This is a genomic window from Halomonas halodenitrificans DSM 735, assembly GCF_000620045.1.
Taxonomy (GTDB): domain Bacteria; phylum Pseudomonadota; class Gammaproteobacteria; order Pseudomonadales; family Halomonadaceae; genus Halomonas; species Halomonas halodenitrificans.
Genome location: NZ_JHVH01000015.1, coordinates 84,548 through 108,287 on the forward strand (window position 1 = coordinate 84,548; position 23,740 = coordinate 108,287).

Sequence of the window (23,740 nt, forward strand, 5' to 3'; positions counted from 1 at the left end):
TGCTCGATGTTGATGATACCGGATCGACGAGGATCCGATGCAATGCCCTAGGCGGCAATGAAGGGGACTGCCATGCTGAGCAAAGAACTTGAACTGACCCTGAACACGGCCTTTACCGTGGCACGCTCCAAGCGCCACGAGTTCATGACCGTTGAGCATCTGCTGCTGGCGTTACTCGACAATGCCTCGGCGGCTGATGTGCTACGCGCCTGCGGGGCCAATCTCGACAAGCTGCGGTCCGACCTGCAGGACTTTATCAATTCCACGACGCCGCTGATCCCCGAGGATCACGCCGACCGCGAGACACAGCCGACGCTGGGCTTCCAGCGTGTGTTGCAGCGCGCGGTATTTCACGTGCAGTCATCCGGCAAGAACGAGGTCACCGGGGCCAATGTGCTGGTGGCGATCTTCTCCGAGCAGGAGAGTCAGGCTGTCTACTTCCTTAAACAGCAGAATGTGGCGCGCGTCGATGCCGTCAACTACATCGCCCACGGCATCTCGAAGGTCCCTGGCCACGACCAGGCGCCTTCGTCTTCCTCGGCGGAATCGGATGAGGCCGAGGAAAGTGGCGAGACCGCTTCCAACCCGTTGACCGGCTATGCCACCAATCTCAACGAACAGGCCCGCATGGGCAAGATCGATCCACTGATCGGTCGCGAGCACGAGCTGGAGCGGGTAGTGCAGATTCTCGCCCGGCGCCGCAAGAACAACCCCCTGCTGGTGGGTGAGGCCGGCGTGGGCAAGACCGCCATCGCCGAGGGGCTGGCCAAGCGTATCGTCGAGGAGGACGTGCCCGAGGTCATCGGTGACGCCGTGGTCTACTCCCTGGACATGGGAGCGCTGCTGGCTGGCACCAAGTATCGCGGTGATTTCGAGAAGCGTTTGAAGGCGCTGCTGGCGGAATTGCGCAAGCAGCCCAATGCCATCCTCTTTATCGACGAGATCCACACCGTCATCGGTGCCGGCGCCGCCTCGGGCGGGGTGATGGATGCCTCCAACCTGCTCAAGCCGAAGCTCTCCTCCGGTGAGCTGCGCTGTATCGGCTCTACCACCTTTCAGGAGTATCGCGGCATCTTCGAGAAGGACCGCGCCCTGGCCCGTCGCTTCCAGAAGGTGGATGTTCCGGCACCATCGGTGGAAGACACCATCCGCATCCTCAAGGGGCTGCGTTCGCGCTTCGAGGAACATCATCAGCTCAAGTATACCGACGGCGCCCTGGAGAGTGCGGCGCGCCTGGCGGATCGCTATATCAATGACCGTTACCTTCCCGACAAGGCGATCGACGTCATCGACGAGGCAGGGGCTCACCAGCGTCTGCTTCCGCCGGAAATGAGCATCGACACCATCGACACCGACCAGGTCGAGGCGGTGGTGGCCTCCATTGCGCGAATTCCACCCAAGAGTGTCTCCAGTTCCGATCGCAAGCTGCTGGCCAATATCGACCGTGATCTGAAGATGCTGGTATTCGGTCAGGATGAGGCGATCGATAGCCTCGCCGCGGCGATCAAGCTGTCACGGGCGGGTCTCAAGTCCCCCGACAAGCCGGTGGGGAGCTTCATGTTCGCCGGCCCTACCGGGGTGGGCAAGACCGAGGTCGCTCGCCAGCTCTCCCATATCATGGGGATCGAGCTGGTGCGCTTCGACATGTCGGAGTACATGGAGCGGCATACGGTGTCACGGCTGATCGGTGCCCCTCCGGGCTATGTCGGCTACGATCAGGGCGGCTTGTTGACGGAGGCCATCACCAAGCAGCCGCACTGTGTGCTGTTGCTCGATGAAGTCGAGAAGGCGCATCCCGAGGTCTTCAATCTGCTGCTGCAGGTGATGGACCACGGCCGGCTGACCGATAACAATGGTCGTGAGGCCGACTTCCGCCATGTGATTCTGATCATGACCTCCAATGCCGGGGTCGAGCAGGCGTCACGGCGTTCCATCGGTTTCCAGACCCAGGACCACTCCACCGATGCCATGGAGGTGATTCGCAAGACGTTCTCGCCGGAGTTCCGCAACCGCCTGGATGGCATTATCCAGTTCCATGCGTTGCCGACCTCGGTGGTGCGCAGCGTGGTCGACAAGTTCCTGGTGGAGCTCCAGGCCCAGCTCGACGAGAAGCGAGTCCAGCTCGAAGTGGATGAAGCGGCGCGAGACTGGCTGGCGGAGCGGGGCTATGACCCGGACATGGGCGCACGCCCGATGGCCCGACTGATTCAGGAGAAGCTAAAGAAACCGTTGGCAGAGATGATTCTGTTCGGTGAGCTCTCCGAGCACGGTGGGCTGGTCCACGTCACCGTGGAGGGAGGGGAGTTGCACCTCGAGACCGAGTCGGAAATGGCCGACGCCCCTTGACACAGGCGGGCGTTAGCCCGCCATTCACCCACGACGCAGCGCCCTGTCGAGAGACGGGGCGTTGTCATGTCGGCTACAGCGGCGGCAGGGAGGAGGCGAGTGGCTCGACCGCCGGGATCAGCGGGAGCGGTAGACGATACGGCCCTTGGTCAGGTCGTAGGGAGTCAGCTCTACCTTGACCTTGTCGCCGGTGAGGATGCGGATATAGTTCTTGCGCATCTTGCCGGAGATATGTGCGGTTACCACGTGTCCGTTCTCGAGCTCGACGCGAAAGGTGGTGTTGGGAAGCGTGTCGACGATGACACCTTCCATCTCGATATGGTCTTCACGTGCCATATAGGCGATTCCTCGCTGTTGGTTGATCATGCCCCATGGCCTCAAAGGGGGCCATGAGAAAAGAATAGCGCGATATTGTGCCGCATGCCGGCCGGCAAGGCAAAGAATGGGTGGTAGATCCTCAGCTGGGGATCAGCCGCTGCCAGCGCCGACCCTCCAGGCGCTCCAGGGGCTGGAAGGACTGTTTGTAGGCCATCTTGCGGCATTCGCGGATCCAGTAACCCAGATAGACATGGGGGAGGTCTCGACGGTGGGCCAGGTCGATAAGGCTCAAGACCGCAAAGGTGCCCAGCGAGCGACGTTCCAGATCGGGGTCGAAGAAGGTGTAGATCGCCGAGAGTCCGTGGTCGAGCCGGTCGAAGGCCGTGACCGCCAGCAGGCGCCCCGCCAGGCGGAACTCCAGCAGCCTGGCGTAGGGCTGGTCGAGAGTCAGGAAGGTTCGGTATTGCTCGTGACTCGGCGGATACATGTCGCCATCGGCATGCCGCGTGCGGATATAGCGGGCATAGAGCGCGTAGTGCTCGGGATCGTAGATAGCCGGCCGCAGTTGCAGGGTCAGGTCGGCGTTGCGCCGGAGGAGGCGTCTCTGGGTGCGGTTGGGCGAGAACTCCGCCACCGGAATGCGCACCGAGATGCAGGCACTGCAGCCCTCGCAATGGGGGCGATACAGGTGGCGTCCGCTGCGCCGGAAACCGAGCAGTGCCAGACTGTCGTATACGCCCTGTCCGGGAGACTCCTGAGGGTCCAGAAATAGCGTGGTCGCCTCGCGCCCCTCCAGATAGCTGCAGGCGTGGGGCACGGTAAGGAAGAATCGCAGGTCTCGATCCGGCTGATAGGAGGTGTTGCTGCTCACGGTGGATCTCCCTGGCTCAGGGGGTCAAACACAATCGTTGTTGGGCCCGGCGAGAGGCGCGAAGGACCAGCAGGCGGGAGGCCAGTGGCCTGTTGGCGAGGCAGCGTCGTCGGGGTGGCTCAGCCACTCTTCAAGATAGTCGATGAACCCTGCCCGGGCGATCTCGCGCGCGCCCAGGCTGGCCAGATGCGGGGTGTGCATCTGGCAGTCGATCAGCCGTCCACCTCCCGCTGCCATCGAGCCGGCCAGCCGTACCAGGGCGACCTTGGAGGCGTCGGTCGCCCACGAGAACATCGACTCACCGAAGAATACCGGTCCAAGGGCGACTCCGTAGAGCCCGCCCACCAGGGCATCGTGACGCCACACTTCCACCGAATGAGCCGCCCCGATGGCGTGCAGGCGGGCGTAGGCGCGGCGCATGTCGTCATTGATCCAGGTACCTGGCTGTGCTTCCCGAGGCGCCGCGCAGGCCGCAGTCACGGCGTCAAAGGCACGATTGGCGGTTACCGTGAAGCCACCGTTGCGCAGTCGCTTGGCCAGGCTGCGGCGTATGCGGATCTCGTTCGGAAACAGCACCATGCGTGGGTTCGGGCTCCACCACAGGATAGGCTGGCCGTCGCTGAACCAGGGAAAGATGCCGCGTCGATAGGCCGCCAGCAGCCATTCGGGAGCCAGGGCGCCGCCCGCCGCCAACAGGCCATCGGGGTCACACAGGGCCTCGCTCACGGGAGGGAACTGGACGGGGGAGGGCGGCAACCAGGGCAGCATGGGGTCGATATCCTAACGTTCGAATATGCAGTGTGAAGACCGCAACGATACCACTCAAGCCGTGGCTACTGTGATGCGGCGCTTTCGCTCGGTATGATTGGCGTCACGCATTCGCATGGCGCCAGGCGTGGCGCAAGGGGGATGATCCGTTGAGTGTCGACAAGCAGACCGGGTCGCGGCAAGACCGCGTGACCAATGCCAGAGAATCAGCAAAACGCTTTGGAGTGAAGTTGCATGGGGCGGCACGCGAGGGCGTGGTGATTGTGCTGTTGGCAGTCTGCGTGTTTCTGCTGCTGGCGCTGTTCAGTTACGAGGGTAGTGATCCCGGGTGGTCGCGCAGTGGCCCCGAGACCGATGTGGTCAACTGGATGGGTCCGGTGGGCGCCTGGCTGGCCGATGTGACCTACTCCCTGTTTGGTGTAAGCGCCCTATGGTGGCCGGGAATGCTCGGCTTCGCCGCCTGGCGTCTGTTGCGCTCACGGCAGGTGAGACTTACCTGGGATGCGACGGCGCTGGCGGTTCGTGGTGGCGGGTTGATCCTGTTGCTGTTGGGAACGACTGCGCTGGGTGCCTTGTACTTCTACCGCCCGGAAGGCCCCTTGCCCTACTCCACGGGGGGCATTCTCGGTGAAGGGCTGGTGGGTGCCCTTGTGCCCATGGTGGGTGTGGGTGGCAGTGGCCTGCTGGCACTCGTGGCCCTGCTCTGCGGCGTTCCGCTGTTCAGCGGGATTTCCTGGTTCAGTGTGATGGATGAGCTCGGACGCGGTGCGCTGCGCTTCTGGACCTGGCTGGCGGAACGCTTTGCCTTTACCCGCCGGGAAGCCCCGTTACCTGCGCAACCCGAGGCGCAACAGGGAAAGGCACAGAAGGAGGCGACGGAGAAATCCCGAAAGGTCGACGCACCCACGGCCGCGGCTCCTGGAGCGGTGGCAGATGATGCCGCCCGGGGAAGGCGCTGGTGGCAGCGTGTGCTGCCAGGGCGTCGCAATGGGGCGTCCAGAGCCGCCGGCGATAGCATGACGCGTCTTGAGCCCGGCCTTGGAGATAATGGCAATACCGATATTCCCTGGGAAGTGCCCGAGCGAACGCCGTCGGCCAAGCAGCCCGGTGCCGCTGGTGTGGCGCCCAAGGCCGCGCCATCGGTTAGACAGCCCGGTGCCGCCGGTGTACCGCCCGATGCCGCGCCGTCGGCCAGGCAGCCCAGTGCCGCCGATACGCCACCCGAGGCCACGCCGTCGGTCAGGCAACCCGAGGCCGCGCCGTCGGTCAAACAACCCGAGGCCGCGCCGTCGACGAGACAGCCCGGTGGCGCCGGTGCATCACCTGAGGCCTCGGCGACGCCAGTGTCCGGGCCCGACGACAAGCCGGCGAGGCGCGTGCCGGAGAGTGTGCCCGAGCCCGTGTTGCCCGACGATGAGGAGCCGTTGGCGGCTTGGCATGAGCCGGCCCCGAGGCGCGAGCATGGCGACGAAGCGTCGCCGGCCGGGTCGGGCCGAGCGGTCGAGACGCCGGCGAGTGTCGCCGATGACAGGCCGGCACCGCCGTGGCCTTCGGCGCCCAGCGAGGGCCATCTCGATGATGACGGTACGGATGATGACGGACCGAAAGTCTCCTGGGATGAGCCGGCCGTGGCCGAAGAGCCCGAACGGGTCGAGGCGCCGGCAGCCGCCAGCGGGCCGACAGTGTCCGAGGACGTCGAGCCAACCCAGACGCCGGCAGCCGCTAGCGGGCCGGCAGTAACCGAAGGCGTTGAGAGCGTCGAGAAAGCCGAGACACCCACCGGTGTCGCCGGGCCCGCCGTAGCCAGTGGCGCCGTCAGTGGCGCCGTCAGTGGCGCGGCGGCCATGGCGTCATTCCAGTCGTCTGCGCGGCCACCTGAGCCCGAGTCGGCGACCGGCGATGATGAGCCTGGTGAGCCGCGGATGGCGACTGCCGAGCAGGCCAGGGAGGCCGCCGATGAAGAGGGCATGCGGCTCTGGACCGTGGAGCATCTGCAGAACCAGCGCCCGGTTCTGGATGACCTGCCCGAACCCGATGGTGATCTGCCCAGCCTGCGTCTGCTGACGCCTACCGGCCCCCAGAAGCAGAACTATACCGGTGAACAGCTGGAGGAAATGGCGGAGCTCCTCGAGGTAAGGCTGCGCGAGTATGGCGTCAAGGCCGAGGTGGTGGAGACCTGGCCGGGGCCGGTGATCACTCGTTTCGAGATCAAGCCGGCGGCGGGTGTGAAGGTCTCCAAGATCAGTAACCTGGCCAAGGACCTGGCGCGCTCGCTGATGGTCAAGAGCGTGCGTGTGGTAGAGGTGATTCCCGGGCGGCCCACGGTCGGCATCGAGATCCCCAACCCCCATCGCGCGATGATCCGCTTGCGCGAAGTGATCGACTCCGATCAATACCAGCAGCCCGAGTCGGCATTGACCCTGGCGCTGGGGCAGGACATCGGCGGGGGACCGGTGGTGGCCAACCTCGGCAAGATGCCCCACCTGCTGGTGGCGGGTACCACGGGTTCGGGCAAGTCGGTAGGGGTCAACGCCATGTTGATCTCCATGCTGCTCAAGGCCACGCCTGACGAGCTGCGGCTGATCATGGTCGACCCCAAGATGCTCGAACTCTCGGTCTACGATGGCATTCCTCACTTGCTCGCTCCGGTGGTCACCGACATGAAGGAGGCCGCCAATGCCTTGCGCTGGTGCGTGGCCGAGATGGAGCGGCGCTACAAGCTGATGGCGTCCATGGGGGTGCGTAACATCGCAGGCTTCAATGCCAAGCTTGACGAGGCGGAGCAAGCCGGCGCCCAGGTGGCGGACCCACTGTGGGAACCACAGCCCTGGGAAATGCACCAGAGTCCGCCGGTTCTCGAGAAGCTGCCCTATATCGTGGTGGTGATCGACGAGTTTGCCGACATGTTCATGATCGTCGGCAAGAAGGTCGAGGAGCTGATCGCGCGGCTGGCACAGAAGGCACGTGCTGCCGGCATTCACCTGATACTCGCGACCCAGCGTCCCTCGGTGGACGTGGTGACGGGCCTGATCAAGGCCAACGTGCCGACCCGTATGGCCTTTCAGGTCTCCTCGCGGGTCGATTCGCGCACCATCCTCGACCAGGGTGGGGCCGAGAACCTGCTGGGCCACGGCGATATGCTCTATCTGCCGTCGGGGTCGGGCATGCCGTCCCGGGTCCACGGCGCCTTCGTCGATGACGATGAGGTGCACCGAGTGGTGGAAGACTGGAAGCGCCGTGGCGAACCCGAATACATCGAGGAGATCCTCTCCGGTGGCGTCTCTGCGGAGGCCCTGACCGGCCTGGAGTCCGAGGGAGGCGACGGTGACGATGCCGAGCAGGATGCGCTCTATGACGAGGCGGTGGCCTTCGTCACCGAGTCGCGACGCGCCTCGATCTCGGCGGTACAGCGGCGCTTCAAGATTGGCTACAACCGTGCCGCGCGCCTGGTGGAAGCAATGGAAGTGGCCGGCGTGGTCTCCACCATGGGCACCAACGGTGCTCGCGAAGTGCTGGCACCGCCGCCGGCCGGCGGTTGATGGCCTGTCGTCATATGGCGACAGCGGGGCATGACCATGCAGCTACCGTGAAGGCGCGCTTCGGGATGCAACCCGGAGGCGCGCCTGCGGTCCGAGTGTCAGGCTATTACCGGCACTCTTCAGGGAGACAGACATGACAGTAAAGAAGACCCTCGCCACTCTTGCCGTCGGCCTCGCCATGCCGTTGACGGCTCTGGCCAGCGAAGGAGCGGAGCGCCTCAGCCACATACTGGAGCCCATGCAGACGTACGCGGCCGCCTTCGAGCAGCAGATAATCGATGCCAGCGGCCAGCGGCTGCAGGAGGCCCAGGGGAACATGTGGCTGTCTCGGCCGGGAAGGTTCCGCTGGGAGGTGGACGCCCCCTACCAGCAGCTGGTGGTCTCCGACGGCGATGAGGTCGTGCTCTACGACCCTGACCTGGAACAGGCCACCGTTCAGGCGCTTGACCAGCGCGTGACCCATACGCCGGCCCTGCTGCTCTCCGGCAGCAGTGATGACCTGGTCGAGAACTTCGATGTCACGCGCAGTCAGCAGGGCAGCGCCGAGCGCTTTCTCCTGCTGCCGAAGGACCCCGACACCCTCTTCGAGGAGCTGGAGATGACCTTTAGAGGCGAGCGCCTGGTCGGCCTGGAAATGGTCGACAGCACGGGGCAGCGCACCGCCATTGCCTTCCGTGAGGTGGACATGAATCAGTCCATCGCCGATGAGCGCTTCGCCTTCGAGACTCCCGAGGGTACCGACGTGATTCGCGATACCCACTGACTCCGAGCTTCGCCGGTGATTATGCGCCGGCGTCGTCCGCCTCGGCGTCGAGCTGCCCTCGCCATGCCATCAACTGGGCGTAGCGCTTTTCCTGGCCGAATTCGGTGGGGCGATAGAAGCGTTCGTGAGCGGTCGATTCGGGCCAGCAGTCGTGGCTGCTGCCCGCCGGGTAGCCGTTGGGCTCGTGGTGGGCGTAGCGATAGCCCTGCCCATGGCCCAGGGATTCCATCAGCTTGGTGGGGGCATTGCGCAGATAACTCGGCACCTCGAGCTGAGGCTGGCCGGCCACGAAGGCCTTGGCCTGATGCCAGGCCCGGTCGATGGCGTTGCTCTTGGGGGCCACGGCGAGATGGATGGCGGCGTGGGCGATGGCGCGCTGCCCCTCGTGATCGCCCAGGCGCAGGTAGGCGTCCCAGGCGGACATGACCAGTGGAAGGGCCCGGGGGTCGGCGTTGCCCACGTCCTCGGAGGCGATGGCCGCCAGGCGGCGAATGATATCCAGGGGGTCGCCGCCGCCCTGGATAAAGCGTGCCATGTACAAGAGCGCCGCGTCCGGGCGTGACGAGCGCACCGATTTGTGGATGGCCGACAGGAGGTCATAGAAGTGATCCCCCTGCTTGTCGAAGGCGCTGGTCTGGTGTCCCAGCGCCGCTTCCAGGGCGTCTCGCCCCAGCGTCTCGCTGCCTTCGGACGTGGCGTCGGTAAAGTCACAGGCGCTTTCCAGCAGTCCCAGGGCGCGACGCGCATCGCCGGCGGCGGCCCGGGCCAGCACGCCGAGCACCCCATCCTCTGGCCGGATATGGCGTGCACCCAGGCCCCTCTCGGGGTCGCTCAGGGCCCGCTGCAGCACCTCCAGCAGCTCCTCCTCGGAGAGCGATGTCAGCACATGCACCCGGGCTCGGGAGAGCAGGGCCGAGTTGACCTCGAAGGAGGGGTTCTCGGTGGTGGCGCCGATCAGCGTCAGCAATCCGGACTCCACGTGGGGGAGCAGGGCGTCCTGCTGGCTCTTGTTGAGGCGATGAATCTCGTCGAGAAATAACAGGGTCGTCGCCCCCTGTGCCTGGCGTGCCTGGGCTCGCTCCACGGCGGCGCGGATCTCCTTGACGCCGGCCATTACCGCCGAGAGGTGCTCCAGGTGAGCGCCGGACTCGGCGGCCAGGATCTCGGCCAGGGTGGTCTTGCCGGTACCCGGGGGGCCCCACAGGATCATCGAGCGTATCAGGCCGCTCTCGGCCATGCGTCGCAGCGGCTTGTCGGGTCCGACCAGCGCCTGTTGGCCCACGTAGTCGTCGAGCCGGCGCGGACGCATGCGCCAGGCGAGTGGGGCGTCATCATCATGGTCGCTTGTGAAGAGGTCCATGGTCGGCTCCTTTACTTTGATCGGCATGCGGCAGGGTAGTGGCCGGCCTGCTAGAGTGGGGAGGCGTTGCGGGGTCGAAAGGACTCCACGTTGAACCCTGTTCCGGATGGCGCATCCAATGGAGAGTGCCTTCTCTCATGTAGCGTACAGGAGGGCCCGACATGCCTATGTTGCCCCAGTTGCGTCAGGATCATGCCAACATGGCGCGCATGTTGCACGTTCTACAACTCAAGCAAAAGATGCTGGCGGATGGCGAGCGTCCCAATTTTCAGCTGGTCCGGGAGGTCGTCGATTATATCCTCGATTACCAGGAAGGCTTTACCCAGCCTCTGGAGAAGGTCTGTACCGAACGGCTGATGGAGCTGGTCCCCTCGAGCGTCGAGGTCACCGAGCGCCTGGCCAAGGACTATCGAGCGTTGCAGTCCCGCCTCAAGCGGCTGTCCAACGACCTCGACATGATCCTGATGGATGCCGTGGTGCCCATGGAACACTTTACCGAGGATCTCAGGGCCTATCTGGAGAGCCACCGCACCTACCTGCGCGATGAGCGCGAGCTGCTGTTTCCCCTGATTCGCGAGAACTTCGATGAAGAGGACCTGAAGGCGCTGGCGGCGGCACTGCCCGAGGGTGCCCAGGCGCAGCTCGAGCGCCTTCAGGAAGCCTATCCCGAGCTGTATGCCGAGCTGCGCGATGCCCCCGAGCCAATGACCTGATGATGTCGCCCCGGCGGCGAGATCGTTTCGGCTCGCCGCCGAGAGTGAGGTAGAATGGCCGGCATTTCCAGCAGCCACTTCCTCGCCATGCCCAACCCGTTACCGAAGGCTCTGCCATCATTGTGTCCCCCTTGCTCAGGCGTAACGCGACGAGAGGAGCAGTGATGGCAGGGCCGATCCTGGTTTTCGACTCCGGAGTAGGCGGTCTCTCGGTGGTGGCCGCCTTGCGCGAGCGCTTGCCACAGGCGGCCCTTGCCTACGCCTGCGATAACGCCATGCTACCCTACGGCCCCCGTCAGGATGCCTGGCTGGTGCGGCGTATCCTGGCGGTATGCGAGGCGGCCGTGGCGGCCAGCGGCTGTGTGGCCCTGGTCGTTGCCTGTAATACCGCCAGTACGCTGGCACTGGATGCGTTACGTGAACGCCTGGGGGTGCCGGTGGTGGGGACGGTGCCCGCCATCAAACCGGCGGCGGCGGCGAGTCGCAGCCGCCATATCGGCCTGCTGGCCACCAGTGCCACGGTGGCACGACCCTATACCCTACGCCTGATCGAGGCCTTCGCCGCCGACTGCAGCGTTCGACGGGTCGCAGCGGATCCTCTGGTGCGCGAAGCCGAACGACGCCTGGCCGGCGAGCGGCCCGACGCCGGCGTGATCGAGGCGGCTCTGGCTCCCCTGTGGGATGACCCCGATCTCGATACCGTGGTGCTCGGTTGCACCCATTTTCCGCTATTGCGTGATGCCCTGGCGGCCTGTGTCTCGCGTGCGGTGACCTGGGTCGACTCCAGCGACGCGATCGCCCGGCGTACCGCCCAGGTAGCGGCGGATGTGGCGCCGGCGAATGGCCCCGGGGCAAGCCTGGCTACCGCCCCCGATATGGCACTAGGCGCCGTCCTGGCGCGTTTCGGCTTCGCCGCCCCGGACCTTTTGATGCTGGATTGAGCATCCATGTCCCCCATTCTTCCTTTCGTTCACCCATAGGCTCCTGGAGGCTTCTTGGCCATTCCCGTTGTTGACCCAGATCGCTACGACTCGCAGCTCGAGGCCAAGCGCGAGCGCATCGTCCGAGACTTTTCCCGCTTCGCGCCCCCGGCGCTCGAGGTCTATCCCTCGCCGTCGAGCCACTATCGCCAGCGCTGCGAATTTCGCATCTGGCACGAGGGGGACGACCTCTTCTATGCCATGTTTGAAGTGGACCCGGAGGACCCGAAGCGCAAGACGGTAATCCGCCTGGATGACTACCCGGTCGCCAGCCGGAAGATCAACGACCTGATGCCGCGCCTGCTCGATGCCCTGCGCGACAATGACACCTTGCGTCGCCGGCTGTTTCAGGTCGAATTCCTGACGACTCTTTCCGGCGAGGCGCTGGTTACCCTGATCTATCACCGTCAGCTGGATGAGGCCTGGGAGGCCGAGGCCCGCCTTCTGCAGGAGCAGCTGGGAGTGATGATCATCGGTCGCGCCCGCAAGCAACGCTGGGTACTCGAGCGCGACCATGTCTGGGAGCGCCTCGAGGTGGAGGGGCGCGAATTCGTCTATCAGCAGGTGGAGAACAGCTTTACCCAGCCCAACGCCCAGATCTGTCGCGCCATGCTGGCCTGGGCGAGGGACGTGACCCGGAACAGCCAGGCAGGCGATCTGGTGGAGCTCTATTGCGGTAACGGCAATTTCACGGTGGCACTGGCAGACAATTTCCGCCGAGTGCTGGCCACGGAGATCTCGCGTACCTCGGTGGCCAGCGCCAGGCAGAACCTGGCCGCCAACGGCATTGATAATGTCACCGTGGGGCGCATGTCCGCCGAAGAGTTCGCCGCGGCGCTGAAGGGCGACAAGGGAGGGCGCCGGGTGACCGAATGGGGGCTCGATGACTATGCCTTCAGCACCGTGCTGGTCGATCCGCCGCGCGCCGGCCTCGATGCGGCCAGCTGCCACCAACTGAGCGACTATTCGCGTATCGTCTATATTTCATGCAACCCGGAGACATTGGCGAACAACCTGGAGCACCTGACCCGGACACACCGGATCACGCGTTTCGCGCTGTTCGACCAGTTTCCCTGGACCCACCACTGCGAGTGTGGTGTGTTGCTCGAGCGACGCGATTGATACCGTTGCACCATTTCGAGGCGATGCATATCCGACATGCTCCATGAATAGATCATCAAGGGGCTGGGTCGTTCTCCGGGAGTCGCGTAAGCTGGCGGCAGGGCCCTACCAGGGTCGTGTCGAACACTTCCGGTCGCAGGAGCGGCCGCCGGTAGCCGAGGTGATGGATGCAGCACGTTGCGAATGATGAAGCCAGACAGGACCTGCTCGAGCAGCTTCATGAGCGCCTTAACGCCAAGCTGGACGCCGCCAAGGCGAAGGCCGTCGGCGCCTTCGCCGATTACTTCTATGCCGCCATACCACAGGATGACCTGGAGGATCGTCGGCTCGACGATATCTACGGCGCGACCCTCTCGGTATGGCATTTCCTGCAGCACTTCGAACCCACCGAGCCCAAGGTGCGGGTCTTCAACCCCGATTTCGAAGAGCACGGCTGGCAGTCGCCCCACACCTTCGTGGCGGTGTTGCACGCGGACATGCCCTTCCTGGTCGACTCGGTGCGCATTGAACTCAATCGTCGCGGCATTACCGTGCACGCGATCCACAATGCCGTGCTGGCCACGGAGCGCGGGCGTGACCATCGCCTGCTGCAGGCGGCTTCGCCGAGCAGCCCTGACGCCCCAGGCCAGCGTGAGTCGCTGATCGTCATCGAAATCGATCGTCACTCCGATGCCGAAGAATTGCAGGAGATGCATGTCAGCCTCGAGGAAGTGCTGGTCGACGTGCGCACGGCGGTGAGCGATTTCGACCCCATGCGAGCGAAGGTCGAGGAGGCACTGTCGGAGCTGCGAGCCTGCTGCCCGCCCCAGACGGACCCGGATGATCATGCCGAGGCGATCACCTTCATGGAGTGGCTGCTTCGCGATAACTTCACCTTCCTGGGCTACGACGCCTATGCGGTGAATGAGAAGGCAGGCAAGGAGACGCTCGACAAGGAAAAGGGCAGCGAGCTCGGGGTGTTCCGCCTCGATCAGCCACGCTACCGGGAGCGCATCCGCACCGAACTGGGCATCGAGGGTGGCCATTATGTGCTGGTGCCGGAGCTTTTGACCTTCTCCAAGAGTGCCCATCATGCCCGGGTTCATCGCCCTACCTATCCTGACTACATCTCCATCGATCGTTACGACGAGCAGGGGCGGCTGATTGGCGAGCATCGTTTCCTGGGGCTGTTTACCGCCGCGGTCTATAACGAGTCACCGCGTAACGTGCCGATCCTGCGCCGTAAGCTCAAGTCAGTCATGAGAATCGCCGGCTTCAGTCCGGAGGGACATAACGGCAAGCAGCTCTTGCAGATCCTCGAGGTGTATCCCCGCGACGATCTCTTCCAGATCGATACCCAGGAGCTGGCGCAGACGGCACTCGGTATTCTCAGCATCCGCGAGCGTCGCCGCGTACGACTGTTCGTGCGCGAGGATCGTCCCGGACGCTTCTATTCCTGCCTGGCCTTCGTGCCCCGGGACGTGTTCTCCACCGAACTGCGCCTGCGCATCCAGGATATGCTGTGCGAAGAACTCGACGCCACCTTCGGTGACTTCAATACCTACCTCTCCGAGTCGGTGCTGGCGCGCATCCAGTTTATCCTGCGTTTCAAGGGCGAGGAGCCGACCGAGTACGAGATCCGACGCCTCGAGGACAAGCTGGCCAAACTGGCGCGCAACTGGCGCGACGACCTTCACAGCGCCTGTATCGATGGCTTCGGTGAGGAGCAGGCCAACCGCCTGATGGATCGCTTCCGTGCTGCCTTTCCGGCCAGCTATCGCGATGACTTCAGTGCCCGTACCGCCATCTATGACCTGCACCATATCGGAGAGCTCGACGACGGTGAGCCGCTGGCACTGTCCCTCTACCGGCTGGTGGAAGAGGAAGGCAGCGGGGTTAACCTCAAGCTGTTCCACCGCGACGCCCCGATTCCGCTCTCCGATGTGCTGCCGATGATGGAGAACCTGGGCCTCAGGGTCATTGGTGAGCGTCCCTACGAGATCGGCGCCCGGGATGCCAGCTACTGGATTCACGACTTCAACCTCGAACACCACACCAGTACCGAGGTCAATCTCCAGGAGATGCGCGAGCCCTTTACCGAGGCCTTCCTGCGCATCTGGGCCGGTGAGGCGGATAATGACGCCTTCAATCGCCTGATCATCGGCGCCAACCTCGATTGGCGCGAGGTGGCGATGCTGCGCGCCTATGCGCGCTACCTCAAGCAGATTCGCTTCGGTGTCTCCCAGAATTACATGGCCAATACCCTGGCCAGTTATCCGGAGATTACCCGGGAGCTGGTGACGCTGTTCGAGCTGCGCTTCGACCCGGCCGATCGTCCCGAAGAGGGCGAGGAGCAGGCCTGTGTGGAGCGCATCCAGCGGTTGCTCGACGATGTGGACAGCCTCAATGACGATCACCTGCTGCGCCGCTATATGGAGATGATGCTGGCGACGCTGCGTACCAACTACTACCAGCGACGCGAGGATGGTGACGTCAAGGACTATATCGCCATCAAGCTGGAACCCTCGAAAATCACCGGCATGCCCAAGCCGCGTCCTGCCTTCGAAATCTTCGTCTGCTCGCCCAGGGTCGAGGGCGTGCACCTGCGTGGCGGCAAGGTGGCGCGTGGTGGATTGCGCTGGTCGGATCGCCACGAGGACTTCCGCACGGAAGTGCTGGGCCTGGTCAAGGCCCAGCAGGTCAAGAACTCGGTCATCGTGCCGGTGGGAGCCAAGGGCGGCTTCGTCTGCAAGCAGCTGCCGGAGGGGGATCGTGAGGCCTTCCAGCGCGAGGGAGTCGAGTGCTACAAGACCTTTATCCGGGCCCTGCTCGATGTCACCGATAACCTGATGGCCGGCGAGGTCGTTCCGCCACGCGACGTGGTGCGCCATGACGACGACGACGCCTATATGGTAGTGGCCGCGGACAAGGGAACCGCCACCTTCTCGGATATTGCCAACGAAATTTCCGCCGAGTACGGCCACTGGTTGGGCGATGCCTTCGCCTCCGGTGGGGCCAACGGCTACGACCACAAGAAGATGGGGATCACCGCCAGCGGGGCCTGGGAATCGGTCAAGCGTCACTTTCGTGGCCTGGGTATCAATACCCAGGAGGATGAGTTCAGTGTCGTGGGCATCGGTGACATGGGCGGTGATGTCTTCGGTAACGGCATGCTGCTGTCGGACAAGATTCGCCTGGTCGGGGCCTTCAACCACCTGCATATCTTCGTTGACCCCGAACCGGATGCCGCCACCACCTTCGCCGAGCGCAAGCGTCTGTTCGAGATGCCGCGCTCCAGCTGGGCGGACTTCGATGCCTCGTTGATCTCCGAGGGCGGGGGGGTGTTCAAGCGCAGCGCCAAGTCGATCCCCCTCACCAGGCAGATGAAGTCGCGTTTCGGCATCCGCGAGGACAAGCTTTCCCCCAACGAGCTGATCAGCGCCATGCTCAAGTCCGAGGTGGACCTGGTCTGGAATGGCGGTATCGGTACCTACATCAAGGGCAGCGACGAGACCGACGCCCAGGTGGGTGACAAGGCCAACGACGGCTTGCGCATCGACGGTGGTGAGCTCAACTGCCGGGTCGTGGGCGAGGGTGGCAACCTTGGCATGACCCAGCGGGGCCGCATGGAGGCCGCTGCCCGGGGCGTACGTATCAATACCGACTTCATCGATAACGCCGGCGGCGTGAACTGCTCGGACCATGAGGTCAATATCAAGATTCTCATCGATGAAGTGGTCAAGCGCGGCGATATGACCGACAAGCAGCGCAACCAGTTGCTGGCCGACATGACCGGTGAGGTGAGTGATCTGGTGCTGATCGACAACTATCGCCAGACCCAGGCACTGGATCTCGCCGAGCTGCTGTCGCAGCAGGGGATTGGCCCCTACCAGCGGTTTATCGGCGAGCTGGAGGCCGCCGGACAGCTCGACCGGGAGCTGGAGTTCCTGCCCGAGGACGAGGAGCTCCAGGAGCGAGCCATCAATCGGCAGGGCATGCTGTTGCCCGAGCTGGCGGTATTGATCTCGTATTCCAAGAGCGTGCTCAAGGATGACCTGATCGCCTCCGATGTGCCCGATGACCCGGTCATCGTGGGGCATGTGGAGCGTATCTTCCCGCGGGTGCTGGTGGAGCGTTATCGCGACGAGATGTACGAGCATCGCCTCAAGCGCGAGATTGTGGCCACTCAGGTGGCCAACGATCTGGTCGATCACATGGGGATCATCTTCGTGCGCCGGCTGATCGACTCTACCGGGGCCGACCGAGCCGAGATTGCACGCGCCTATGTCATTGCCCGCGAGGTGTTCGGGCTGAGCGAGACCTGGACGCAGATCGAGGCGCTGGATAACCGGGTGCCGAGTGGCGTGCAGTATGCCATGATGCTCGACCTGATGCGGCTGATCCGTCGTTCCACCCGCTGGTTCCTGCGTGGTCGCCTCGGCCTCGATACCCGCCAGTGTATCGAGTATTTTGCGCCGCGCCTGTCGGCAATACGCGAGGGCATCGGCGAGCGCCTCAGCGGCGAAGAGCGAGACGCCTGGGAGGCGCGTCGTGATGAGCTGATGGAAGCAGGAGTGCCGGAGTCGCTGGCGGCTAACGTGGCAGCGGCCGGAAGCCTCTATGCCGGGCTGGGTATTATCCAGGCCGCACGCCAGGCCGACGTGGCGCCGGAGCAGGTGGCCGAGGTCTTCTACGAGATCGGCAACCGTCTGGCGCTACCGTGGATGATCCGGCAGGTCACCGAACTGGAGGTGCGCGACAGCTGGCAGGCTCAGGCCCGCGAGACCTTCCGTGACGACATCGACCGCCAGCAGCTGGCATTGACCGTCAGCGTGCTGCAGATGGAGGAAGGGGCCAGTGACTCGGCGGCGCGAGTCGAGCAGTGGCTCGAACGACACGGCAACATGCATGCACGTTGGCGCCGCCTGCTCGAGCAGGTCGGTAGCGGCGCCCAGGGTGGGTTCCCGCTGTTTGCCGTGGCGGTTCGCGAACTGGTCGACCTGGCCGAGAGCAGCCGCGAGCCCTGAGTCGTTTCACTCACCGCAAGGAAAGGACACCCCGCCCGTTGGCGGGGTGTCGCGTTATGGGCGGGTGCCTTGAAGGCAGTCGAGCGTCGAGGCGGGAGCTGCCTAGAGAAGGAAGTAGGTGGCCAGGCCCAGGAAGGACATGAAGCCGACGACATCGGTGACGGTGGTCAGTATCACCGAACCCGACAGTGCCGGGTCGATACCGACACGCTTGAGCAGCAGTGGCACCAGGATGCCAGCGACACCCGCTGCCAGCATGTTGATCACCAGGGCGGCGGCGATGATCACGCCGATGGCGACGCTCTTGAACCAGACAAGCGCCAGTATCGCCACCAGCAAGGCCCAGAGCATGCCGTTGAGGATGGCGATGCCGACCTCCTTGCGCAGCAGCCAGCCGCTGTTGGTGCTGCTGATCTGGCCCAGGGCCATGCCGCGTATCGCCAGGGTCAGGGTCTGGCTGCCGGCGATGCCGCCCATGCTGGCGACGATGGGCATCAAAACCGCCAGGGCGACGATCTTGTCCAGGGCCCCCTCGAAGCGGCCGATCACCCAGGCGGCCAGGAAGGCGGTGATCAGGTTGATGCCCAGCCAGACGGCCCGGCGCTTGGCGCTGGAAAGCACGGGGGCGAACAGGTCCTCCTCCTCGTCCAGGCCGGCCATGTTCATCAAGGCCTGCTCGGAGTCTTCGCGTATCACGTCGACGATATCGTCGATGACGATGCGCCCGAGCAGCAGGCCCGTCTCGTCCACCACGGGGGCCGAGACCAGGTCATGGGTCTGGAACAGGGTGGCCACATCCCGAGACTTCATATCGACCCGAATGCTGTCGACCTCGTGGTCCATCAGGTCGGCCACCGCCATCTCGGGGGGGTGGCTGATCAGTCGTGCCACCGGCAGGGTACCCTGGAAACGGGCGTCCCGATCGACCACCATCAGCAGGTGAGTGTTGTCGGGAACCGCTTCCTTCCAGCGCAGGAAGCGGCATACCGTTTCCAGGCTGACGTCGCTGCGTACCGTGATGGTATCGGTGCGCATCAGGCGCCCGACGCTGTCTTCCTCGAAGGAGAGGGTCTCCTCCAGGCGTTCGCGCTGCAGGGCGTCCATGGAGCGCAGCATGTCTTCGGCCACCTGCTGAGGCAGGTCCTCGAAGATCTCCGCCAGGTCCGTGGTGTCCATGCCGGCAGCCGCGGCCACGATCTCCTCGTGGTCCATATCATCGAGCAGGGTGCCACGCACTTCATCATGGACGTGAAGCAGTACCTCGCCGTCGACTTCCCCGGGGACTCGTTTCCATAGCTGGATACGGGCCGCCGGAGGCAGGGATTCCAGCAACAGGGCGATTTCGGCGGGCTCCAGGTCGGCCAGTACGGCGTCGACGGCGTCAAGACGGTTTTCCCCCAGCGCGCGATGGATTCGGGACAGGCGGTGTTCGAGGGTTTCGGTGGTGTCGGCCATCTCAATCTCCCTGGCTCCTCGGCGGTGTGACGGCAGTGCCCCACCCCCGGCGTTTTTTGGCGGACTACAGTAGATCACAAAATTGGCGTCGCCTGTGGGCCATGGCGTCGTTTCCCGAAGGAGGCGCTGCTATACTCATGCCCGCTCGCGACCACCATTCTTCGGAGACGCCATGTATTCCCTCGCCCGCTCGCTGCTCTTTCGCCTGGACGCCGAAACCGCCCATGGCGTGGCCTTGAAGGGGCTCGATCTGGCCGGCCGTATGGGCCTGGCGGCGCGTATCGCCGGGGAGACGGTGGATGATCCCGTCGAGCTGATGGGGCTGCGCTTCCCCAACCGGGTCGGGCTTGCCGCCGGGCTCGACAAGAATGCCGACCACCTCGACGCCCTGGGGGCACTGGGCTTCGGTTTCGTGGAGGTGGGCACCGTCACGCCCAGGCCCCAGTCCGGCAATCCGACGCCGCGGTTGTTTCGCCTGCCGGAAGCGGGCGCCATCATCAATCGCATGGGGTTCAATAACGCCGGGGTCGACCATCTCGTCGCCAGGGTCAGGGCCAGCCGCTTCGAGGGAGTGGTCGGCATCAATATCGGCAAGAACCTGACGACGCCGGTCGAACGGGCGGTAGATGACTACCTGGCCTGTCTCGAGAAGGTACACGCCCATGCCCACTACATCACCGTGAATATCTCCTCGCCCAATACACCGGGCCTGCGTAACCTGCAGTTCGGTGAGCACCTGGATGGCCTGCTGTCGGCGCTACGCGAGAGGGGCGTGCGCCTCGATGGCGATAGCGGTCGCCGGGTTCCCCTGGCGGTGAAGATCGCGCCGGATATGGACGATGAAGAAGTCGGACTGGTGTCCCAGTGCCTGTCGGCGAATGATATCGATGCGGTGATCGCGACCAACACCACCGTCTCGAGGGAGGCCGTGGCAGGGCTGGAACACGCCGATGAGCAGGGTGGCCTCTCGGGCCGGCCGGTATTCGAGCCGTCCAATCGCGTAATCCGAGAGCTCCGCCGCCGCCTTCCCGAGATGCCGATCATCGGGGTCGGGGGTATCGACAGCGGCGAAACCGCCCGGGCCAAGCGTGAGGCCGGCGCCGACCTGGTCCAGCTCTATTCAGGCTTTATCTATCGCGGTCCTGGGCTGGTGGGGGAGTGCGCCCGGGCCCTGAGCGAGGTGACTTGACACGGGTTGGCCGCATGCATAAAGCCCGCGGCGTGCCGCGGGCTTGGGAAAGGGTGAACCTCTCTAGCATGGGGTTCTAGTATCGAATGACGGGTTCACACCACCATGGGGTTCTTATGGATACCGGAGACACCGGTCATGCCGGCCCAATCATCCCCACGACCTTCACGCCAACCGCTCATCCAGTATTCGCGAATATTAACGTCCTGACTGGGACAATCATCGCGGGAGCGACCTGAGACACCTGCCTTGTAGCCATGCGTATAAGCACGCTGGAAGCGATCACGTTTCTGTCGTTTCATTGGACTACCTCTTGATAAGGTACCTGACCAGCTCAGAAACCGAGTTTGCCCGAGCCGTAATACGCCAAGGAGCCAGAATGCGGAATGAACAGGCCCCATTGGCAACAAACGCATGCGTGTTCTTAGTAGCTACTGTCCTATAGATAGCCCAACTCGATCCGAGTTGTCGACCGCCAATTTGTAACATCACGTTCCCCTGCCTGATGTGGCATCCACTTACTCTTATCCCTTCGCGGTGATTGCCGATGAATTCGATCCTATCCGAGCCTTCCCTAGATCTGCTGATGACCTGTCCCCGAGGCCTCGAGGAGCTGCTGTCCGAAGAGCTGTCGACCCTCGGCGCCGAGCCCGTCAAGAGCACCGTGGGGGGGGTGAATGCCCGTGCCGACCTGGCGAGTGCCTATCGGGTCTGCCTGTGGTCACGCCTGGCCAACAGGGTTGTCCTGTGTCTGGCCCGGGAGGAGGGCGTGAGTACTCCCGAGCAGCTACGTGACGCCGTGGCCGCTGTGCCCTGGGAGCGGCATCTGCCCCCGTCGGCCAGCCTGGCGGTGGACTTCCACGGCCGCAGCGAGGCGATCCGCCATACGCGCTTCGGCGCCCAGACGGTGAAGGATGGGGTGGTGGATCGCCTGCAGGCCCTGGGCTTGCCGCGCCCTTCGGTGGATCTCAAGCAGCCCGACCTGCGCTGTTATGCCAGTCTCCATCGCGGTCGCCTGGTGATGGGCATCGATTTTTCCGGGGAAAGCCTGCACCGTCGCGGCTATCGTCGTGATGTCGGCCATGCGCCGCTCAAGGAGAATCTGGCGGCGGCATTGCTGGTGCGTGCCGGTTGGCCCGAACTGGCACGCCAGGGGGCGCCGCTGGTGGACCCGCTGTGCGGCGCCGGGACCCTGTTGATCGAGGCGGCGTTGATGGCGGCGGATATGGCCCCGAATCTGGCTCGTGAGCGTTTCGGCTTTCACGGCTGGACGGGACATGACGAGACGATCTGGCGAGAGCTCAAGCGTGAGGCCGAAGCGCGAGCGAGTATCGGCCGCAAGCGCTGTCGTTCGCGCCTTTACGGCTTCGACCAGAGCCCGGCGGCGCTGGCGGCGGCGAAGGCCAATGCCATGCGGGCCGGTATCCCGGCGCTGATAGCGCTTCAGGGCGCGGGGCTTGCCGAGCTGGCCTGCCCCCAGGGGCTCGAGGGGGCGCCGGCGGGGCTGGTCATCACCAACCCCCCCTATGGGGAACGCCTGGGCGAGTTGCCGGAGCTGGTGACGCTCTACGCCCAGCTGGGTGACGGTGTGCGCGCCGCCTTCCCCGGCTGGCGCCTGGCGGTCTTCACCGGCAACCCCGACCTCGGCCATCGCATCGGCCTGCGCGCCCACAAGCAGTACGCGCTGCGCAACGGCCCACTGGATACGAAGCTGCTGCTGATGGCGGTACCCCAGCGGGAGGAGGAAGAAACCGCCGCCCGGCCGTCCCGCTCGGCGGGGGCGCAGATGTTTGCCAATCGGCTGGAGAAGAACCAGAAGCGGCTCAAGAAGTGGCTGAAGAAGACCGGCGAGAGCTGCTACCGCCTCTATGATGCCGATATGCCGGAGTATGCGGTGGCGGTGGATGTCTACGCCGGCCGGGTGCATGTGCAGGAGTATGCCGCGCCGAAGTCGGTGGATGCCGGCCAGGCCCAGAAGCGGCTCTTCGAGGCGCTGGCCGTGATCCCCGAGGTGCTCGAGGTCGATCCGGCGCGGGTCGTGGTCAAGCGACGCCAGCGTCAGAGCGGGCGTGCCCAGTACGAGAAGCAGGCCGCCACCGGCGAGCGCTTCGAGGTTCGCGAGGGGCCGGCCAGGCTGTGGATCAACCTGCGCGATTATCTGGATACCGGGCTGTTCCTCGACCATCGCCCGGTGCGCCGGATGCTCGGCGAGATGGCCGCCGGCAAGCGCTTCCTCAACCTGTTCTGCTATACCGGAGCCGCCACCGTGCAGGCGGGTCTGGGCAGCGGGCAGGGAGACGGCGCCGCGGAGAGTGTCAGCGTCGACCTCTCCAATACCTACCTGCAGTGGGCCCGGGATAACTTCGCCCTCAATCGCCTCGACCCGGGACGCCATCGTGTCGTGCGCGACGACTGCCTGCGCTGGCTGGAGAGGGCCAACGCCGAGTTCGACCTGATCTTCATGGACCCGCCCACCTTCTCCAACTCCAAGAAGATGGACGATACCCTGGATATCCAGCGCGACCATGGCCGGCTGCTGCGCCTGGCCATGGCGCGCCTGGCGCCGGACGGGACCCTGGTGTTCTCCAACAACCAGCGCCGCTTCACGCTGGACGCGGACCTCGCCGAGCATTATGCGGTCAAGGATATCTCGGCCCAGACCTTCGATCCGGATTTCAAGCGCAACCCCGACCTTCACCATGTCTTCCTGATTCGCCACCGCGACAACACGGGGGCATCGGCATGATCCGGCTGACCCTCTACACCACCCTGGGGTGTCATCTCTGCCAGCAGCTGGAGGGGCTGCTGGTATCGCTTTGCCATGAACCGGTGGAGTGGACGCGGGTCGAGATCAGCGAGGATGACGCCCTGATGGCGCGCTACGGGGTGCGCATTCCGGTACTGGCCGATGCCGCGGGTAACGAACTCGACCGCGGCTTCGAGCCGGCACGCCTGGTGGCGTGGCTCGAGGCGCGTGGCTGGCTGGATGAAGAAGCCTGGCGGCAGCTTCGGCGTCGACTCGATGGGGAGGGCGTAGGCGGTGAGGCCAGGGCGGCGCAAATCCGCAACGGGAGACGCTATCTAGGGGAGTGACACCGCCTCGGCCGGGACCTTCCGGTGGCCGCTTATTTGCTTTTTCACCCGTTGCTGCTTAGCTTTAACTCGTGATAAGGACACAATACACACCCTGAAAATTGGCTCTTCGACGCTGGGTGTGGAATTCGCCCCCTGAGCTGGGTCAGGATATGACCTCCACGACGACAGGAGGTATGGCATGGACGGCACCCAGATTCTGACCCTCGGCCTGGGC

16 protein-coding genes are annotated in these 23,740 nt (G+C 64.4%); 10 read left to right on the top strand and 6 right to left on the bottom strand.

Features of this window, described 5'->3' with window-relative positions; genetic code table 11:
- Positions 1–72: 72 nt before the first annotated feature.
- A complete protein-coding gene (gene clpA / locus Q358_RS0108450) occupies positions 73–2,346 on the top strand; it encodes an ATP-dependent Clp protease ATP-binding subunit ClpA (RefSeq protein WP_027961651.1) in 2,274 nt (757 codons plus the stop codon).
- Between the two features lie 117 nt (positions 2,347–2,463).
- Here the strand turns inward: clpA and infA are convergent, their stop codons facing one another.
- The 3 genes from infA to aat all read right to left on the bottom strand — a co-directional run bounded on the left by infA (position 2,464) and on the right by aat (position 4,303).
- Entirely contained in the window at positions 2,464–2,682 is a 219-nt protein-coding gene (infA, locus tag Q358_RS0108455) for a translation initiation factor IF-1 (RefSeq protein WP_027961652.1), read from the bottom strand.
- 121 nt (positions 2,683–2,803) lie between these two features.
- Positions 2,804–3,535, bottom strand: a complete 732-nt coding sequence (locus Q358_RS0108460) for an arginyltransferase (protein WP_027961653.1) — start codon at positions 3,533–3,535, stop codon at positions 2,804–2,806.
- Positions 3,536–3,559: 24 nt separating this feature from the next.
- On the bottom strand, positions 3,560–4,303 hold the full coding sequence (aat, locus tag Q358_RS16905; protein ID WP_051530260.1) for a leucyl/phenylalanyl-tRNA--protein transferase: 744 nt from the start codon (positions 4,301–4,303) through the stop codon (positions 3,560–3,562).
- 149 nt (positions 4,304–4,452) lie between these two features.
- On the opposite strand from aat, the gene Q358_RS0108470 reads away from it, so the two are divergent.
- Together Q358_RS0108470 and lolA are read left to right on the top strand one after the other, a co-directional pair.
- Positions 4,453–7,842 (top strand): DNA translocase FtsK, encoded by a 3,390-nt coding sequence (locus tag Q358_RS0108470; RefSeq protein ID WP_027961654.1) that lies wholly within the window; start codon positions 4,453–4,455, stop codon positions 7,840–7,842.
- Positions 7,843–7,975: 133 nt separating this feature from the next.
- Positions 7,976–8,605: an outer membrane lipoprotein periplasmic chaperone LolA gene (gene lolA / locus Q358_RS0108475; protein ID WP_027961655.1), complete on the top strand. Its 630-nt coding sequence runs from the start codon at positions 7,976–7,978 to the stop codon at positions 8,603–8,605.
- A 19-nt stretch (positions 8,606–8,624) separates the two neighbouring features.
- Here lolA and Q358_RS0108480 read toward each other — a convergent pair whose 3' ends face one another.
- A complete protein-coding gene (locus Q358_RS0108480) occupies positions 8,625–9,965 on the bottom strand; it encodes a replication-associated recombination protein A (RefSeq protein WP_027961656.1) in 1,341 nt (446 codons plus the stop codon).
- Positions 9,966–10,132: 167 nt separating this feature from the next.
- Between Q358_RS0108480 and Q358_RS0108485 the strand changes: the two genes are divergently transcribed.
- The 4 genes from Q358_RS0108485 to Q358_RS0108500 all read left to right on the top strand — a co-directional run bounded on the left by Q358_RS0108485 (position 10,133) and on the right by Q358_RS0108500 (position 17,786).
- Complete coding sequence (locus tag Q358_RS0108485) at positions 10,133–10,678, top strand: hemerythrin domain-containing protein (protein WP_027961657.1); 546 nt, start codon at positions 10,133–10,135, stop codon at positions 10,676–10,678.
- A gap of 164 nt (positions 10,679–10,842) precedes the next feature.
- Complete coding sequence (gene murI / locus Q358_RS0108490) at positions 10,843–11,619, top strand: glutamate racemase (protein WP_027961658.1); 777 nt, start codon at positions 10,843–10,845, stop codon at positions 11,617–11,619.
- A 54-nt stretch (positions 11,620–11,673) separates the two neighbouring features.
- Positions 11,674–12,780, top strand: a complete 1,107-nt coding sequence (gene trmA, locus Q358_RS0108495; protein ID WP_027961659.1) for a tRNA (uridine(54)-C5)-methyltransferase TrmA — start codon at positions 11,674–11,676, stop codon at positions 12,778–12,780.
- Between the two features lie 167 nt (positions 12,781–12,947).
- Positions 12,948–17,786, top strand: coding sequence for an NAD-glutamate dehydrogenase (locus Q358_RS0108500; RefSeq protein WP_027961660.1), 4,839 nt, complete (start codon positions 12,948–12,950; stop codon positions 17,784–17,786).
- 102 nt (positions 17,787–17,888) lie between these two features.
- On the opposite strand, the gene mgtE is transcribed toward Q358_RS0108500, so the two are convergent.
- Positions 17,889–19,241: a magnesium transporter gene (gene mgtE / locus Q358_RS0108505; RefSeq protein WP_027961661.1), complete on the bottom strand. Its 1,353-nt coding sequence runs from the start codon at positions 19,239–19,241 to the stop codon at positions 17,889–17,891.
- A gap of 172 nt (positions 19,242–19,413) precedes the next feature.
- On the opposite strand from mgtE, the gene Q358_RS0108510 reads away from it, so the two are divergent.
- Complete coding sequence (locus tag Q358_RS0108510; RefSeq protein WP_027961662.1) at positions 19,414–20,430, top strand: quinone-dependent dihydroorotate dehydrogenase; 1,017 nt, start codon at positions 19,414–19,416, stop codon at positions 20,428–20,430.
- A 95-nt stretch (positions 20,431–20,525) separates the two neighbouring features.
- On the opposite strand, the gene rmf is transcribed toward Q358_RS0108510, so the two are convergent.
- Positions 20,526–20,732, bottom strand: coding sequence for a ribosome modulation factor (gene rmf, locus Q358_RS18170; RefSeq protein ID WP_084286492.1), 207 nt, complete (start codon positions 20,730–20,732; stop codon positions 20,526–20,528).
- Positions 20,733–20,977: 245 nt separating this feature from the next.
- Between rmf and rlmKL the strand changes: the two genes are divergently transcribed.
- Together rlmKL and Q358_RS0108520 are read left to right on the top strand one after the other, a co-directional pair.
- On the top strand, positions 20,978–23,176 hold the full coding sequence (gene rlmKL / locus Q358_RS0108515; protein ID WP_027961663.1) for a bifunctional 23S rRNA (guanine(2069)-N(7))-methyltransferase RlmK/23S rRNA (guanine(2445)-N(2))-methyltransferase RlmL: 2,199 nt from the start codon (positions 20,978–20,980) through the stop codon (positions 23,174–23,176).
- The gene (locus Q358_RS0108520; RefSeq protein ID WP_027961664.1) at positions 23,173–23,523 is read left to right on the top strand and encodes a glutaredoxin family protein; all 351 of its coding nucleotides are present in this window, start codon (positions 23,173–23,175) and stop codon (positions 23,521–23,523) included. The genes rlmKL and Q358_RS0108520 overlap by 4 nt, the downstream gene beginning before the upstream one ends.
- The last annotated feature ends 217 nt before the right edge of the window (positions 23,524–23,740 follow it).